This window comes from Vibrio sp. AH4 (genome assembly GCF_030710545.1).
GTDB classification, from domain to species: domain Bacteria; phylum Pseudomonadota; class Gammaproteobacteria; order Enterobacterales; family Vibrionaceae; genus Vibrio; species Vibrio metoecus.
This window is the reverse complement of record NZ_JALAIV010000001.1, coordinates 416,885-433,604: the sequence shown is the minus strand read 5'-3', so window position 1 is coordinate 433,604 and position 16,720 is coordinate 416,885. Positions and strand designations below refer to the sequence as shown.

At 49.3% G+C, this 16,720-nt stretch carries 13 protein-coding genes and 1 other RNA gene; all 14 read left to right on the top strand.

Going from position 1 to position 16,720, the window contains the following annotated elements; genetic code table 11:
- Positions 1–251 precede the first annotated feature (251 nt).
- Entirely contained in the window at positions 252–1,679 is a 1,428-nt protein-coding gene (gene lpdA / locus MKA69_RS02080) for a dihydrolipoyl dehydrogenase (RefSeq protein WP_000031534.1), read from the top strand.
- Between the two features lie 174 nt (positions 1,680–1,853).
- Positions 1,854–2,255: RNase P RNA component class A (gene rnpB / locus MKA69_RS02075), an RNA gene on the top strand.
- A gap of 181 nt (positions 2,256–2,436) precedes the next feature.
- Entirely contained in the window at positions 2,437–3,387 is a 951-nt protein-coding gene (gene rsmH, locus MKA69_RS02070; protein ID WP_000127225.1) for a 16S rRNA (cytosine(1402)-N(4))-methyltransferase RsmH, read from the top strand.
- Between the two features lie 9 nt (positions 3,388–3,396).
- Entirely contained in the window at positions 3,397–3,717 is a 321-nt protein-coding gene (gene ftsL / locus MKA69_RS02065; protein WP_305847429.1) for a cell division protein FtsL, read from the top strand.
- Entirely contained in the window at positions 3,714–5,459 is a 1,746-nt protein-coding gene (locus MKA69_RS02060) for a penicillin-binding transpeptidase domain-containing protein (protein ID WP_305847428.1), read from the top strand. Before ftsL ends, MKA69_RS02060 begins: the two co-directional genes overlap by 4 nt.
- Positions 5,460–5,475: 16 nt before the next feature.
- A complete protein-coding gene (murE, locus tag MKA69_RS02055; RefSeq protein WP_305847427.1) occupies positions 5,476–6,963 on the top strand; it encodes a UDP-N-acetylmuramoyl-L-alanyl-D-glutamate--2,6-diaminopimelate ligase in 1,488 nt (495 codons plus the stop codon).
- The gene (gene murF, locus MKA69_RS02050; RefSeq protein WP_305847426.1) at positions 6,960–8,321 is read left to right on the top strand and encodes a UDP-N-acetylmuramoyl-tripeptide--D-alanyl-D-alanine ligase; all 1,362 of its coding nucleotides are present in this window, start codon (positions 6,960–6,962) and stop codon (positions 8,319–8,321) included. Before murE ends, murF begins: the two co-directional genes overlap by 4 nt.
- The gene (gene mraY, locus MKA69_RS02045) at positions 8,318–9,400 is read left to right on the top strand and encodes a phospho-N-acetylmuramoyl-pentapeptide-transferase (protein WP_305847425.1); all 1,083 of its coding nucleotides are present in this window, start codon (positions 8,318–8,320) and stop codon (positions 9,398–9,400) included. Before murF ends, mraY begins: the two co-directional genes overlap by 4 nt.
- A gap of 23 nt (positions 9,401–9,423) precedes the next feature.
- Positions 9,424–10,746: a UDP-N-acetylmuramoyl-L-alanine--D-glutamate ligase gene (gene murD / locus MKA69_RS02040; RefSeq protein ID WP_055029085.1), complete on the top strand. Its 1,323-nt coding sequence runs from the start codon at positions 9,424–9,426 to the stop codon at positions 10,744–10,746.
- 16 nt (positions 10,747–10,762) lie between these two features.
- A complete protein-coding gene (gene ftsW / locus MKA69_RS02035; protein ID WP_032469982.1) occupies positions 10,763–11,959 on the top strand; it encodes a cell division protein FtsW in 1,197 nt (398 codons plus the stop codon).
- On the top strand, positions 11,946–13,007 hold the full coding sequence (murG, locus tag MKA69_RS02030) for an undecaprenyldiphospho-muramoylpentapeptide beta-N-acetylglucosaminyltransferase (protein ID WP_055029086.1): 1,062 nt from the start codon (positions 11,946–11,948) through the stop codon (positions 13,005–13,007). Before ftsW ends, murG begins: the two co-directional genes overlap by 14 nt.
- Before the next feature lie 13 nt (positions 13,008–13,020).
- On the top strand, positions 13,021–14,481 hold the full coding sequence (gene murC, locus MKA69_RS02025) for a UDP-N-acetylmuramate--L-alanine ligase (protein WP_000152814.1): 1,461 nt from the start codon (positions 13,021–13,023) through the stop codon (positions 14,479–14,481).
- Between the two features lie 179 nt (positions 14,482–14,660).
- Positions 14,661–15,443, top strand: coding sequence for a cell division protein FtsQ/DivIB (locus MKA69_RS02020; RefSeq protein WP_000608983.1), 783 nt, complete (start codon positions 14,661–14,663; stop codon positions 15,441–15,443).
- On the top strand, positions 15,436–16,698 hold the full coding sequence (gene ftsA / locus MKA69_RS02015) for a cell division protein FtsA (protein WP_000167614.1): 1,263 nt from the start codon (positions 15,436–15,438) through the stop codon (positions 16,696–16,698). Before MKA69_RS02020 ends, ftsA begins: the two co-directional genes overlap by 8 nt.
- The last annotated feature ends 22 nt before the right edge of the window (positions 16,699–16,720 follow it).

Here is a 16,720-nt window from a genome sequence, read left to right as displayed (position 1 = left end):
CGAAAGCCACCCGATTTAATGGTTATCTCCCAATTTGACGTTGAAACTGATTTTCCGTTGAATTGTTGTCTAGCTCACAGGCTACATGGATTTACTTTTCACACCATTAACATCTCTGTAAACTGTTGCGGTCTGAAAGTAATCGTTTTACATGCTTGATTTGAAACATTCGTTTTTGATTCGTTTGTAAATAAAACAACTAGATAGAACACCCATCAGCCTGTTAGGGATATTGACTACAAGAGGTCGAAATGAGCAAAGAAATTAAAGCCCAAGTCGTGGTGCTTGGTGCCGGTCCTGCTGGTTACTCCGCCGCATTCCGCTGTGCAGACTTAGGTCTGGATACCGTCATCATCGAACGTTACAACACGCTAGGTGGTGTGTGTTTGAACGTTGGTTGTATTCCTTCTAAAGCACTGCTGCACGTTGCAAAAGTGATTGAAGAAGCTAAAGCGCTGACTGAGCACGGTATCGTGTTTGGCGAGCCAAAAACAGACATCGACAAAGTTCGTCTGTGGAAAGAAAAAGTGATCAATCAGCTGACTGGTGGTCTGGCTGGTATGGCAAAAATGCGTAAAGTGAACGTAGTGAACGGCTACGGTAAATTCACTGGCCCGAACACTATTGAAGTGGAAGGCGAAGAGGGCAAAACTGTCGTAACTTTCGATAACGCGATCGTTGCAGCAGGTTCTCGTCCAATCAAACTGCCATTCATTCCGCATGAAGACCCACGTATTTGGGATTCAACCGATGCGCTGGAACTGAAAGAAGTGCCTGGAAAACTGCTGATCATGGGCGGCGGTATCATCGGTCTGGAAATGGCGACCGTTTACCACTCACTGGGTTCTAAAATTGATGTGGTTGAGATGTTTGACCAACTTATCCCTGCTGCGGATAAAGATATGGTTAAAGTCTATACCAAACGCATCAAAGATAAGTTCAACCTGATGCTGGAAACCAAAGTGACCGCCGTTGAAGCGAAAGAAGATGGTATCTACGTTTCAATGGAAGGTAAGAGCGCACCAGCACAAGCTGAGCGTTACGATGCGGTTCTGGTTGCGATTGGCCGTGTACCAAACGGTAAACTGCTGGATGCTGAGAAAGCGGGTCTGGAAGTGGACGAGCGTGGCTTTATCCGCGTGGATAAGCAAATGCGCACTAACGTTCCGCACATCTTCGCGATCGGTGACATCGTGGGTCAACCAATGCTGGCACATAAAGGCGTGCATGAAGGCCACGTAGCGGCAGAAGTGATCTCTGGTAAGAAGCACTACTTCGATCCAAAAGTGATCCCATCAATCGCTTACACTGAGCCAGAAGTGGCTTGGGTTGGTAAGACAGAAAAAGAAGCGAAAGCAGAAGGCATCAACTATGAAGTTGCTACTTTCCCATGGGCAGCCTCTGGCCGTGCGATTGCTTCTGACTGTGCAGACGGTATGACTAAGCTTATCTTCGATAAAGAGACTCACCGTGTTATCGGTGGTGCTATCGTAGGTACTAACGGTGGTGAACTGCTGGGTGAAATCGGTCTGGCGATCGAGATGGGCTGTGATGCAGAAGACATCGCACTAACCATTCACGCTCACCCAACTCTGCATGAGTCTGTTGGTCTGGCTGCTGAAGTATTCGAAGGCACCATCACTGACCTGCCAAATGCAAAAGCGAAAAAGAAAAAGTAATTTCTGATTCACTTGTTTGGTTAAAAAGTGTTTGATTGAAGAAACCGCTGCTTGCAGCGGTTTTTTTTCGTCTTTGATTCCTAATTGAATGCAAAGTAAGCAGTCAAACCGAGATTTGACTCACTGGCCGATTGTTTCTGGACTCTGCTCACACTTCTCGCTACAATCCGCCGCGGAGTTGACTGGGTAGTCGCTGCCTTATTGACGTCCCTTGGCCTATCGCCAGGGAGACTGATAAGGGGGAGGAAAGTCCGGGCTCCATAGAGCAGGGTGCCAGGTAACGCCTGGGGGGCGCAAGCCTACGACAAGTGCAACAGAGAGCAAACCGCCGATGGCCTCTCCTTCGGGATAGGATCAGGTAAGGGTGAAAGGGTGCGGTAAGAGCGCACCGTGCGACTGGCAACAGTTCGTAGCAGGGTAAACTCCACCCGGAGCAAGACCAAATAGGCCTCCACATAGCGTTGCTCGCGTTAGGAGGCGGGTAGGTTGCTTGAGCCAGTGAGTGATTGCTGGCCTAGAGGAATGGCTACTACCGCGCAAGCGGAACAGAACCCGGCTTATACGTCGACTCCACCTATTGCAGACCCATCATAGCCTCGTGTTATGGTGGGTTTTTTGCTTTTTGCTGACTCAGCTAACAGCAAAACCATTAAACTTAGCGCAAAGTCACGTCCTGTATACGCTTATGGCTAGCGGTAGTGTCTGAAATCGGTACACTAACCCATATGACGGGCATGCCCAGCACAACGAGAAAATCATGACTGCATCTTTCCAACACATCTCTGTACTACTGAACGAATCGATTGAAGGATTGGCGATTAAGCCGGATGGCATTTACATCGATGGCACCTTTGGCCGCGGTGGTCACAGTCGTACCATTCTTGCGCAGTTAGGTCCACAAGGTCGTCTGTACAGCATCGACCGTGACCCACAAGCGATTGCTGAAGCGCAGAAGATTGATGATCCGCGTTTTACCATCGTCCATGGTCCTTTCTCAGGGATTGCGGAATACGCACAGCGTTATGATCTGGTGGGTAAAGTCGATGGTGTGTTGTTTGATCTCGGCGTTTCTTCACCGCAGTTGGATGATGCTGAGCGCGGTTTTAGTTTTATGAAAGATGGTCCACTCGACATGCGTATGGATCCAACCAGTGGTATGCCAGTTTCCGCGTGGTTGGCACAAGCCGACTTGGATGACATCACTTGGGTGATTCGCGAGTTTGGTGAAGATAAACATGCGCGCAGAATAGCTAAAGCCATTGTCGAATATCGGGAAAACGAGCTCAACGAGCCCTTGACGCGTACTAGCCAGTTAGCAAAACTCATCTCCGACGCGGCGCCTAAAAGTTTCAAAGAGAAAAAGCACCCCGCAACCCGCGCTTTTCAAGCTTTTCGGATCTACATCAACAGTGAATTAGAAGAGATTGATACCGCATTGCGCGGCGCTTCGGACATTCTGGCTCCACAAGGCCGCCTGTCCGTGATCAGTTTCCATTCACTGGAAGATCGCATGGTGAAACGCTTTATGCGTAAAGAGAGCCAAGGCCCAGAAGTGCCACACGGCCTTCCTTTGACCCAAGAGCAAATTCGTGCGCTCGGCAGTGCCAAGATGAAAACCGTGGGTAAGGCACTCAAGCCATCGGATCAAGAAGTCGAACTTAACCCGCGTTCACGCAGCTCTGTTCTGCGCGTGGCAGAAAAACTGTAGAGGGTTACTATGCCTCGTCAGTCGCCGCCGAACCTCGCGAAGTTAATTGCCCTCGATCTACTGACGGTAGGTCGGGTGCCCTTGCTGCTTTTAGTGCTGATTTTTAGCTGTGCTATGGGCGTGGTGTTTATGACTCACCATACCAGACAGGCGATCAGTGCTAAAGATCAAGCCTTTATGGAGCGTGAGCGGCTTGATAACGAATGGCGTAACCTGATTTTGGAAGAAACTGCTTTGGCTGAGCACAGCCGAGTACAACAATTGGCTAGACAAGATCTGGAGATGAAGCGTCCGGATTCAGACAAAGAAGTCGTGATCAATCTTAAATGAAGAAGAAAGCAACCCCTGCCAAATCCTCTCGCGTTTCTCCCCGTGTCACCACGGCTGAACCCGCGCCAATTTTTATCCGCTGGCGTTTTTACCTACTGCTGTTTTTTGTGCTAACCGCTTTTTGCGCTTTGGTCGCACGGGTGGCATATATCCAAATCATTGAACCTGACAACCTGATTAAAGAGGGCGATTTGCGCTCGATTCGCGCTAAAACGTTGCAGTCTGCGCGCGGGATTATTTCCGATCGTAATGGTGAAGCATTAGCGGTGAGTGTACCCGTGGAAGCGGTCTGGGCTGACCCTGTAGCGATCTATAAAGCAGGTGGGCTGGTCGAGAAAGAACGCTGGTATGCACTCGCCGATGTACTTGGTTTGGATCGTCAAGAAATGATGAAAAAAATCGAGGATAACCGTGCGCGGCGATTTATCTATCTGCAACGTCAGGTGAGCCCTGCAATGGCGAAATACATCCGCGAATTGAAATTAGCGGGCGTTGGCCTAAAAGAAGAGTCTCGCCGTTATTATCCAGCAGGTGAGGTGAGTGCACACTTAGTCGGCGTGACCGGAATTGACGGCCATGGTCTTGAAGGGGTAGAGCGCAGTTTTGATAGCACGCTCACTGGCGAATCAGGCAAAAGCGTGACGCGTAAAGATAAGTTTGGCCGCGTGGTCGAAAATATCGCTTTGGAAGAGCGTGAAGAAGGTAAGCCAATTCAGCTCACCATTGACCAGCGCTTACAAGCGATCGCTTTTCGTGCCGTGAAACAAGCCATGGCGGATTACCGCGCAACCTCGGCATCGGCGGTGATGTTGGATGTGAAAACGGGGGCGGTGTTGGCGATGGTCAATGCGCCTTCTTACAACCCAAACAATCGCAATGATTGGCAAAGTTTTAAAATGCGTAACCGAGTGATCACGGATGCGTTTGAACCCGGTTCAACGGTCAAACCTTTTGTAGTCTTGGCGGCGCTCGCCAATGGGGTCGCGGATAAGAATACCATCATCGATACTGGCAATGGCACCATGCAAATTGGTGGTAGCCGTGTGCGGGATACTTCCAAAGTGGGCAAAGCCGATCTCACGCTGATTTTGAAAAAATCGAGCAACATTGGTGTGGCTAAATTGGCTCTCGAAATGCCACTAGAAGCCTTACTCGGCATGTATAACTCGGTAGGCTTAGGCGAAATGTCTGGGCTCAACTTAGTGGGCGAAACGCTAGGTATTTTCCCTAACCGTCGCCGTTGGTCACAATTTGAAATTGCCACTTTGTCGTTTGGCTATGGTTTGGCAATCACGCCGATTCAGCTTGCACACGCTTATGCAACCTTAGGTAACCACGGTAAATATCAGCCGATTCATGTTGTGGAAGGTAACCGGCTTGGTGAGCCTCGTCAGGTGGTGGATGCTAAATACGTCAATCAAGTGCTTGAGATGTTGGAGACGGTAACGCAACCCGGCGGTACAGCAACCCGTGCGGCGGTTCCTGGGTATCGGATTGCGGCCAAATCAGGGACGTCACGTAAAGCGATTGCGGGCGGTTATAGCGATGAATATTTTGCTTATACCGCAGGGGTAGCACCGGTAAGCGACCCAAGAATTTCACTGGTGGTCATGGTTAACGAGCCGCAAGGCGACTCTTACTATGGCGGCGCGGTGGCCGGTCCGGTTTTCTCGGAAATCATGAAAGGCGCATTACAAATCCTCAATATTGCTCCAGATGAAAACCGCTTCCAAAACAAATAATAGTGTGAGACGGAACATGAACACGCATACAGCGCTCTCCGAACTGATCGCTCCTTGGTTAGAGTTGACTGACCCTAAATTGGCGTCTCTGGTCATTACTCATCTAGAACTGGATAGTCGCCAGATTAAGAGCGGTGATACCTTTGTTGCGATTCGAGGCCATGCGGTCGATGGTCGCCAATTTATTGATAAAGCCATTGCACAAGGTGCTAATGCCGTGTTGGCAGAAGCGGATGCTCACCACGCTCACGGGCAGATTGAGTACCGTGAAGCAGTACCAGTGATGTATTTGAGCGAGCTTGGTCAGCATTTGTCGGAAATGGCAGGACGTCTTTATGGCGGCCACCACAATCAACTGATTGGCGTAACGGGTACCAATGGTAAAACAACCATCACGCAACTGATTGCTCAGTGGCTAGAATTACTGGGCCATAAGGCAGCAGTGATGGGTACGACAGGCAATGGCTTTTTAAATGCGCTTGAGCCGGCGGCGAACACCACAGGTAACGCGTTACAAATTCAAGCCACACTGCGGGATTTAGCTGAGCGCGGCGCGCACTATACGGCACTGGAAACCTCATCACACGGTTTAGTGCAAGGGCGAGTGAAAAAGCTCCATTTTTTCGCGGGCGTATTTTCCAACTTGAGCCGTGACCATTTGGATTATCACGGAACGATGGAGGCTTACGCCGCCGCGAAATTCGCCCTATTTAGTGAGCATGCCTGCCAAAACGCGATTATTAATGTCGATGATGCCGTCGGCGCACAATGGGTAAAACACTTGCCGCAGGCGATCGGGGTTTCCTTAGTGACGAAACCAGATACGGCGCAAGCCATCTGGGCGCGCCAAGTGGAATACGCTGAAAGCGGTATCACGCTGAACTTTGACAGTTCGTGGGGAGAAGGCGAACTGCACGCGCCACTGATTGGTGAGTTCAACGCCTGTAACGTATTGCTCGCGTTCGCAACCTTGCTTAGCTTGGGTTTTGAGAAAAGCGCATTGCTCGCCACAGCGCCACAATTGCGCCCTGTCTTAGGGCGGATGGAGCTGTTCCAACGTGAGCAAAAAGCCAAAATAGTGGTCGATTATGCACACACACCTGATGCGCTGGAAAAAGCTCTGCGCGCGTTACGTGTGCATTGTGCTGGTCAGTTGTGGGCGATTGTTGGCTGCGGTGGCGATCGCGACCGTGGCAAGCGTCCGATGATGGCCGCGATTGCTGAGCAGTTTGCTGATCGGGTGATCTTGACCGATGACAACCCGCGCAGCGAGTCTCCACAAGCGATTGTGGCGGATATGGTGGCAGGGTTGAATCATCCCGAGCTTGCTCATATTGAACATAACCGTTTTCAAGCCGCGAGCTATGCACTGCAACAGGCCGGTGCACAAGATATCATCCTGCTCGCCGGCAAAGGACATGAAGATTATCAGGTGCTGGTCAACGAAACGATCCATTACTCGGATCGGGAAACCGCCCAACAGTTATTGGAGTTACACCCATGATCCGCGTGATGCTTTCACAGCTTTGTTCGGTATTGAATGCTCGCTTAATCGGCGCTGATCGCGCGATCAGCGCGGTATCAACCGATAGTCGTCAGATTCCCGCTGAAGCACTGTTTGTCGCTCTGGTCGGTGAACGTTTTGATGCGCACGATTTTGCTTCTCAAGCCGTCATCGGCGGTGCAGTGGCGCTGTTGGTTGAGCGTGAGCTCGATGCTGACTGTTCACAGCTGGTAGTGGCGGATACCAAACAAGCCTTAGGTCAACTGGGGGCTTGGGTACATGCGCAGTGCCAAACACCTACCGTGGCGATCACTGGCAGTTGCGGTAAAACGACTGTTAAAGAGATGGTAGCGAGCATTTTAAGCCAGAAAGGCCAAGTGCTTTATACCCAAGGGAACTTCAATAATGACATCGGCGTTCCACTGACTTTGCTACGTTCAACAGCCGAAGATGATTATGCGGTGATTGAGCTTGGTGCCAATCATATTGGTGAAATTGCTTACACCACGGCTTTGGTTAAACCGGATGTGGCGTTAGTCAATAATGTGGCCGCCGCACACTTAGAAGGTTTTGGCTCTATCGATGGCGTAAAACGTGCCAAAGGTGAGATTTACCAAGGCCTACGCGAAGGCGCGGTCGCAATTGTGAACCTAGATAGCCATGGTGGCGAGCACTGGAGAGCGGTTCTGGCTGACAAAACCGTGAAAACATTTTCCGCGACCGATCACAATGCTGACTTTTATCCACGCGATGTGCGGTTAAATCCGCTTGGTGTGGCTAGCTTTACTTTGGTTACGCCGATCGGTGAAGTGGACGTTGAGTTGGGTATTATAGGTCAACACAATGTAGCCAATGCTTTGGCGGCGGCGGCGTTATCACTGGAAATGGGCGCAAGCTTGGCGGAAATTGGTCAAGGTTTGGCACATTTATCCAAAGTGAAAGGCCGAGTTGATCTGACTCACCTGCGTGACGATATCACTCTGATTGATGACAGTTACAACGCCAGTGTGCCGGCCATGAAAGCCGCAGTGGACTTGTTGGGTAGCTTTTCAGCAGTACGTTGGTTAATTTTGGGTAATATGGCGGAGTTAGGTGATGAAAGCCTTGCACTTCACCAACAAGTCGGTGAACATGCTGCACCATTCAGTTTTGAGTTTGTCCTGACGTATGGCAAGGACGCAAAAGTGATCAGCGACCTTTGCCAAGGGCATCACTTTGCTACCCATCAGGACATGATGACATTTATTGAGCAGCACATAGAACAACAACAGGGTCGCGCTCAAGTATTGTTGGTGAAAGGTGCCAACAGTGCAGGGATGAGTAAGATTGCTGCTGCTCTCAAGGAGAAATTTGCATGATTATTTGGCTTGCTGAACTGCTCCAGCCATATTTTTCTTTTTTCCGTCTGTTCGAATATCTCTCATTTCGCGCCATCGTCAGCATCCTGACTGCGCTTGGGATTTCGTTGTGGATGGGGCCGCGCATGATTAAGCGTCTGCAAATGTTGCAGATTGGCCAAGTGGTGCGTAATGAGGGGCCTGAATCTCACTTTAGCAAACGCGGCACTCCGACCATGGGCGGGGTGATGATTCTGGCTGCGATTACGATCACCGTGCTGCTGTGGGCGGATCTCTCCAACCCTTATGTGTGGGCGGTTTTAGCGGTATTGCTCGGTTATGGTGCGGTAGGATTTGTGGATGATTACCGTAAAGTAGTACGCAAAAATACCGATGGCTTGATCGCACGTTGGAAATACTTCTGGCAATCGACGATTGCCTTGGTGGTTGCCTTTGCGCTGTATGCCCACGGTCAAGATACGGCGGCGACGCAGTTGGTGGTGCCTTTCTTTAAAGACGTGATGCCACAACTGGGTTTGATGTATATCGTGTTGACCTATTTTGTGATTGTTGGCACCAGTAATGCGGTGAACTTGACCGATGGTCTGGATGGTTTGGCGATCATGCCGACTGTGCTGGTTTCTGCTGGTTTTGCGGCGATTGCATGGGCGACCGGTAACGTTAACTTCGCGAACTATCTGCATATCCCTTATATTCCTCACTCTTCTGAGTTGGTGGTGGTGTGTACCGCGATGGTCGGTGCCGGTTTAGGCTTTTTATGGTTTAACACCTATCCAGCCCAAGTATTTATGGGCGATGTCGGCGCGTTGGCATTAGGTGGTGCGTTAGGCACTATCGCGGTACTGGTTCGCCAAGAGTTCGTGTTAGTGATCATGGGCGGCGTGTTCGTGATGGAAACCCTGTCAGTGATTTTGCAAGTCGGCTCGTACAAGCTGCGTGGACAACGCATCTTCCGTATGGCACCGATTCACCATCACTACGAATTAAAAGGATGGCCAGAGCCACGTGTTATCGTACGTTTTTGGATCATCTCTATCGTTTTAGTTTTGATTGGCTTGGCGACACTCAAAGTTCGCTAAGTGGATTAAGGATGTAAATTTCAATGGACCGTTGGCAAGGCATACAGCATGTGGTCGTCGTAGGGCTCGGGATTACCGGGCTCTCTGTCGTTAATTATCTGCGAAAATATCACCCGTCAGTGACCGTGCAGGTCATTGATACCCGTGCAACGCCTCCGGGGCAAGAGCAGCTTTCGTCTGACGTTGCACTGCATCGTGGCGGTTGGAATCTTGAGTGGTTACTCAGTGCCGATTTGGTGGTCACTAACCCGGGTATTGCGTTGGCGACTCCTGAGATTCAACAAGTGCTTGCGGTAGGGATTCCCGTGGTCGGTGATATTGAGCTGTTCGCATGGCATGTGGATACGCCCGTTATTGCGATTACCGGATCAAATGGCAAAAGCACGGTGACTGATTTAAGTGGTGTGTTAGCCAATGCTGCTGGTGTGAAGGCCGCAGTAGGCGGCAACATTGGTGTGCCTGCACTGGATTTGATTTCTCCAGAAGTTGAACTGTATGTGCTTGAGCTATCGAGTTTCCAACTTGAAACCACCTCTAGCTTAAAACTGAAAGCCGCTGCGTTTCTCAATCTCTCTGAAGATCATATGGATCGCTATCAGGGGATGGAGGACTACCGCCAAGCAAAATTGCGCATTTTTGATCATGCTGAAACCGCAGTAGTGAATGCCGATGATGTGCAGACGTTTCCTGACCATGCGGCGCATCTGCAAGTGGTCACGTTTGGTGTTGAGCAACCTGCGCAATTTAGCGTAGCGGAACATCAAGGTCGTGAATATCTCTTTGCACGCGATGAAGCCGTGATGGCGTGTGCTGAGCTGAGTTTGGTTGGCCGTCATAACGTGGCAAACGTACTGACCGTGTTGGCTTTACTTGATTCGGCAGGAGTGAATGTTCGTTTAGCTTTGGATGCACTGAAGTCTTACACCGGGTTGACACATCGCTGCCAAGTGGTTGCCGATAATCACGGCATCAAATGGGTCAATGATTCTAAAGCGACCAACGTAGCGAGTACGCTTGCGGCTCTGTCAGGCCTTAAAGTTGAAGGTCAGCTCTATTTGCTGGTGGGTGGTGTCGGTAAAGGGGCGGATTTCACGCCGTTAGCGCCGGTATTTGCGACTCTGCCTCTGCAATTATGCTGCTTTGGTGTGGATGGTGACAAGTTTATGTCGCTGCACCCTTCAGCTCGTTTTTATGACTCGATGGAGAGCATTATTCGCTCGATTCGTCCACAGTTGAAAAGTGGCGATATGGTTCTGCTTTCTCCTGCTTGTGCGAGCTTTGATCAATTCAAAAACTTTATGGCGCGTGGGGATATTTTTGCCCAACTCGCTCGGCAATACGCCTAACAACAGGTAGTTCAGCTTGTTTTTATCCAGACCTTTTACAAAACTTCGCCACTGGCTGAGCTCGGCTTCGCCAGAGGCTCTGTTTGACCGCCAATTGGTCTGGATTGCGTTTGGCTTGATGCTGATTGGTCTCGTAATGGTGACATCTGCTTCGTTCCCAATCAGCTCTCGCCTGACTGATCAACCTTTCCACTTTATGTTCCGTCACGCGATCTTTCTATTATTGGCTCTTGTCACCTCCAGTTTGGTACTGCAGGTTCCGTTAGAGCGTTGGATGAAATACAGCTCACTGCTACTCGGGATCTCCTTTTTCTTGTTGGTGGTGGTCTTGGTCGCTGGTAAGTCAGTAAATGGTGCATCACGTTGGATCCCGTTAGGGTTGTTTAACCTTCAACCTGCGGAAGTGGCCAAGCTGTCACTATTTATTTTCATGTCTGGCTATTTGGTGCGCAAACATGACGAAGTTCGTCAGACGTTTTTTGGCGGATTTTTAAAACCGATCATGGTGTTTGGTACGCTCGCCGTATTGCTGCTTGGGCAGCCAGACTTGGGAACGGTGATCGTAATGTTGGTCACGCTGTTTGGTATGTTGTTTATCGCAGGTGCGAAACTCTCCCAGTTTTTGGCATTAATGGTCGCAGGCGTACTGGCGGTGGTCGCCCTGATTGCTGCAGAACCCTATCGTATTCGTCGTGTGACTTCCTTTCTTGACCCATGGGAAGATCCGTTCGGCAGTGGCTATCAGCTCACTCAATCTTTGATGGCGTTTGGCCGTGGTGAATGGTTTGGGCAAGGCTTGGGCAATTCGATTCAAAAGCTCGAATACTTACCCGAAGCGCACACCGACTTTGTGTTTGCCGTATTGGCAGAAGAACTGGGTTTTGTTGGCGTGGTATTAGTGCTGGTGTTGATTTTTAGCTTGGTACTGAAAGCCATTTTTATTGGTAAGAAAGCCTTCCAACATGATCAGCAGTTTGGCGGTTATCTCGCGTTTGGTATTGGTATTTGGTTTGCTTTCCAAACCTTGGTTAACGTTGGTGCAGCGGCAGGTATGGTTCCGACTAAAGGTCTAACGCTACCGCTGATCAGTTACGGTGGTTCTAGTTTAATTATTATGTCAGTGGCGGTGTCGATTTTACTGCGTATCGATCATGAATGCCGTTTAGCGGATCGCCACACACCAGAAGAAATCACAGTTGATGAACAAGAATAAAAAATTAATGGTGATGGCCGGAGGTACTGGCGGTCACGTGTTTCCCGGTTTAGCCGTGGCGAAACAACTACAGCAACAAGGCTGGCAAATTCGTTGGTTGGGAACGGCTGACCGAATGGAAGCGGACTTGGTTCCTAAACACGGCATTGAGATTGACTTTATTCAGGTCAAAGGGCTGCGTGGTCAAGGATTTATGCGTTTGCTCAAAGCGCCGTTCCAAATTGTGAATGCGATTTTGCAAGCGCGCCGCCATTTACTGGCCTATCAGCCTGATGCGGTACTCGGTATGGGCGGCTATGTGAGTGGTCCTGGTGGTATTGCCGCTTGGCTACTGGGTATTCCCGTGGTGCTGCATGAACAAAATGCCGTTGCGGGTTTAACCAATCAATGGTTGGCAAAAATTGCTCGCCGTGTGTTTCAAGCTTTCCCAGGAGCATTCACTGACGCGCCTGTAGTGGGTAACCCAGTACGTCAAGATGTGGTGCAACTTGCCGAGCCAGAGCAACGTTTTGCGCAGCGTAGTGGTGCGATCCGAATTTTGGTGATGGGCGGTAGCCAAGGCGCTCGCATTTTGAATCAAACTATGCCAGCGGTAATGGCAGCGTTAGGTGAGGGGTATGAAATCCGTCATCAAGCAGGAAAAAACAGCCAACAAGAAGTCGCAGAGGCTTATGCGGCAGCTGATGTTGTGGACGCACAAGTTACCGAATTTATCGACGATGTGGCAGAGGCCTATAGCTGGGCGGACTTACTGATTTGTCGTTCAGGTGCATTGACGGTTTCTGAAGTGTCGGCAGCGGGAGTCGGTGCAATTTTTATCCCTTTCATGCATAAAGATCGCCAGCAAGCACTCAACGCTGATCATTTAGTGGCCTGTGGAGCCGCCAAAATGATTGAACAGCCCGATTTGAGCGTGGAAAAGCTCGCTCAAATGGTACGCCAACTCGATCGAACACAATTATTGTCTATGGCACAGAAGGCGCGCCAAGCTGCCAAATTAGATGCTGACAAGGTGGTGGCGCAAGCGATCATCGCCATTACCGAATAACGAGAACAGAATTATGACGATTAAACACACTCAAGATCTTGCCCAAATTCGCGCTATGGTGCCAGAGATGCGCCGTGTTAAAGCGATCCACTTTATTGGTATCGGTGGGGCAGGAATGAGCGGGATTGCCGAAGTGCTGCTCAACGAAGGCTACCAAATTTCAGGTTCCGACTTAGCGGCAAATCCAGTCACTGAGCGATTAGCGGAAAAAGGTGCGACGATTTTTATTGGCCATGAAGCGCAGAATATCGAACGTGCCAGCGTAGTGGTGGTTTCCACCGCCATCAATGAACAGAATCCTGAAATCCAAGCTGCACGTGAAAAGCGCATCCCGATTGTACGCCGCGCCGAAATGCTGGCTGAACTGATGCGTTTTCGTCACGGTATCGCAGTCGCCGGAACCCATGGCAAAACCACTACCACGGCACTGGTGACTCAGATTTATTCTGAAGCGGGATTGGATCCTACCTTTGTGAATGGTGGTTTGGTAAAAAGTGCTGGCACCAATGCCCGTTTGGGTTCTAGCCGTATTTTGATCGCTGAAGCCGATGAAAGTGATGCTTCATTCTTGCATCTGCAACCGATGGTCACCATTGTCACCAATATTGAAGCCGATCACATGGATACTTACGGCGGCGATTTTGAAAACCTCAAACAGACCTTTATCGACTTTTTGCACAATCTGCCTTTTTATGGTCAAGCGATTTTGTGTATTGATGACCCGGTGATTCGTGAGCTTATTCCACGGGTAAGTCGCCAAGTCATCACCTATGGATTTTCGGAAGATGCCGACGTGCGTATTGAGAATTACCGCCAAAATGGCCAGCAAGGCCAATTTTCCGTGGTGCGTAAAGGCAAAGCGAATTTGGATATCACATTGAATATTCCTGGACGTCATAACGCGCTCAATGCTTCGGCGGCTATTGCGGTTGCGACCGAAGATGACATCCGTGATGAAGCGATTTTACGTGCGATGGCTAATACGCAAGGCACAGGGCGCCGTTTTGACCACTTGGGCGAGTTTGAAACTGGCAATGGAGTGGCAATGTTGGTGGATGATTACGGTCACCACCCAACCGAAGTGGATGTGACCATTAAAGCCGCGCGTAATGGCTGGGCTGAAAAACGTTTAGTGATGATTTTCCAGCCGCATCGTTACACACGAACTCGCGATCTGTATGACGATTTTGCCAACGTACTTGAGCAAGTCGATGTGCTGATCATGCTAGATGTGTATTCAGCGGGAGAGAAGCCAATTGCTGGTGCTGATGGTCGATCCTTGTGTCGTACGATTCGTAGCCGAGGTAAAATTGACCCGATCTTTGTGCCGGATAGCCAGACATTGCCTGCGGTGCTTGCCAATATCTTGCAAGATGGTGACTTAGTATTGACGCAAGGCGCGGGTGATGTCGGGAAAGTAGCAAGACATTTAGCGGCTCTTGAACTCAATATTGCGAACATGCAACAGATATAAGCAACCGAAAGGTTGTCTCATTGGTGAATTCCTTGGTATCAAGCCCAGATTTCTGATGTTGGGTATTTGATACTTTGGATCACCTCAGTATAATCCGGAGGTTAAAGTCATTGCTTTTACCTCTATGACGCAACGAAATAGGGAATCAAATTGCCAGTCGTTAACAGGAACACCGGGCTTTGATCAACAAGGTACTTTTAGAAGGCCGTAGAATCACCCGCTCACCACAAGTGAAACAACATGCCTGTGGTGCGAGTTTTTTTCTGGTGGTGCTATTGCTGATAGGTGGTTTGCTGTATTCGACGATCAGTTGGATGTGGGACGAACAACGTCTTCCTCTCTCGAAACTCGTTTTACAGGGTGACTTACAATATGTTTCCTCCCTCGATGTGCAACGAGTATTAGCGCGCTTGGATCATATCGGGACATTTATGTCGCAAGATATTAATGTTCTGCAAGAGAGTGTGCAGTCGATCCCGTGGGTATCACATGCATCGATAAGGAAACAGTGGCCAGATACGATTAAAGTCTATTTAACCGAATATCAGGTCGAAGCATTATGGAATGCGAATGCGTTATTAGATAAAAATGGCACAGTATTTTATGGTGATATTGCGCAAGTTAAAGGCGAACACGTTAAATTATATGGGCCTGATGGCACTGCGCCACAAGTATTAAAAGCATGGCGAGATTACAACCCGAAATTTGCTCAGCTAGGTTTAAATATCTCCTCATTAGTATTAAATGACCGACGAGCTTGGCAAATTATTCTCGACAATGGTATTCGTCTGGAATTGGGGAAAGAGTCATTAGAAGAGCGAATATCGCGCTTCTTTTTGCTCTATAAACAATTAGGTAATAAAGCTGAACAAATCAGCTATATCGACCTCAGGTATGATACTGGAGCCGCGGTGGGTTGGTTCCCTGAACAAGAGTTAACACAAGAGAAAAACGATGACTAAGACTGCCGATGACAACATTATTGTTGGTCTAGATATAGGCACTGCCACCGTCTCCGCTCTCGTGGGTGAAATACTCCCTGATGGTCAAATCAATATTATTGGCGCGGGTAGTAGCCCATCCCGTGGGATGGATAAAGGTGGTGTAAACGACCTTGAATCGGTAGTGAAATCGGTTCAACGCGCGATTGATCAAGCAGAGATGATGGCTGAGTGTAAAATCAGCCACGTATTCCTTTCGATTTCTGGGCGACATATTGCTAGCCGTATTGAGAAAGGAATGGGGACGATTTCAGATGAAGAAGTTTCCCAAGAAGATATGGATCGCGCGATCCATACAGCAAAATCGATCAAAATTGGTGAAGAGCAGCGTATTCTGCATGTGATTCCGCAAGAATTCACCATAGATTATCAGGAAGGCATCAAGAACCCGCTCGGTTTATCCGGGGTTCGCATGGAAGTGAGTGTGCACCTGATCACTTGTCATAATGATATGGCAAGAAACATTATCAAAGCGGTTGAGCGCTGTGGGCTAAAAGTTGAACAATTAGTCTACTCTGGTTTAGCCGCAAGTAATGCTGTGATTACCGAAGATGAGCGCGAACTGGGTGTTTGTGTGGTTGATATCGGCGCAGGTACCATGGATATCGCAATCTGGACCGGTGGAGCATTACGTTACACCGAGGTCTTTTCCTATGCAGGAAATGCCGTTACTAGCGATATCGCGTTTGCTTTTGGTACGCCAGTCAGTGATGCGGAAGAGATCAAAGTAAAATATGGCTGCGCGTTGAGTGAATTGGTCAGCAAAGACGATACGGTTAATGTTCCCAGTGTGGGTGGACGTCCGTCGCGAAGTTTACAGCGACAAACCTTGTCGGAAGTGATTGAGCCTCGCTACACTGAGCTAATGGGTTTAGTTAACCAAACGGTGGATTCGGTGCAAGAATCCTTACGTAAAGAAGGTATCAAGCATCATTTGGCTGCCGGTGTAGTGCTCACTGGTGGCGCAGCACAAATTGAAGGTTTAGTGGCATGCGCAGAACGCGTATTCCGCAATCAAGTTAGGGTAGGTAAGCCGCTGGAAGTGAGTGGCCTTACCGACTACGTAAAAGAGCCGTATCATTCTACGGCAGTGGGATTACTTCATTACGCAAGAGATAGTCAAATCAGCGACGATACTGAATATCAAGAACCCAAACGCCCGTCAATGACAGGTTGGATTGGCCGCTTGCGCAACTGGATACAAAAAGAGTTTTAACCTGAGAGACAGGAAAAACGGA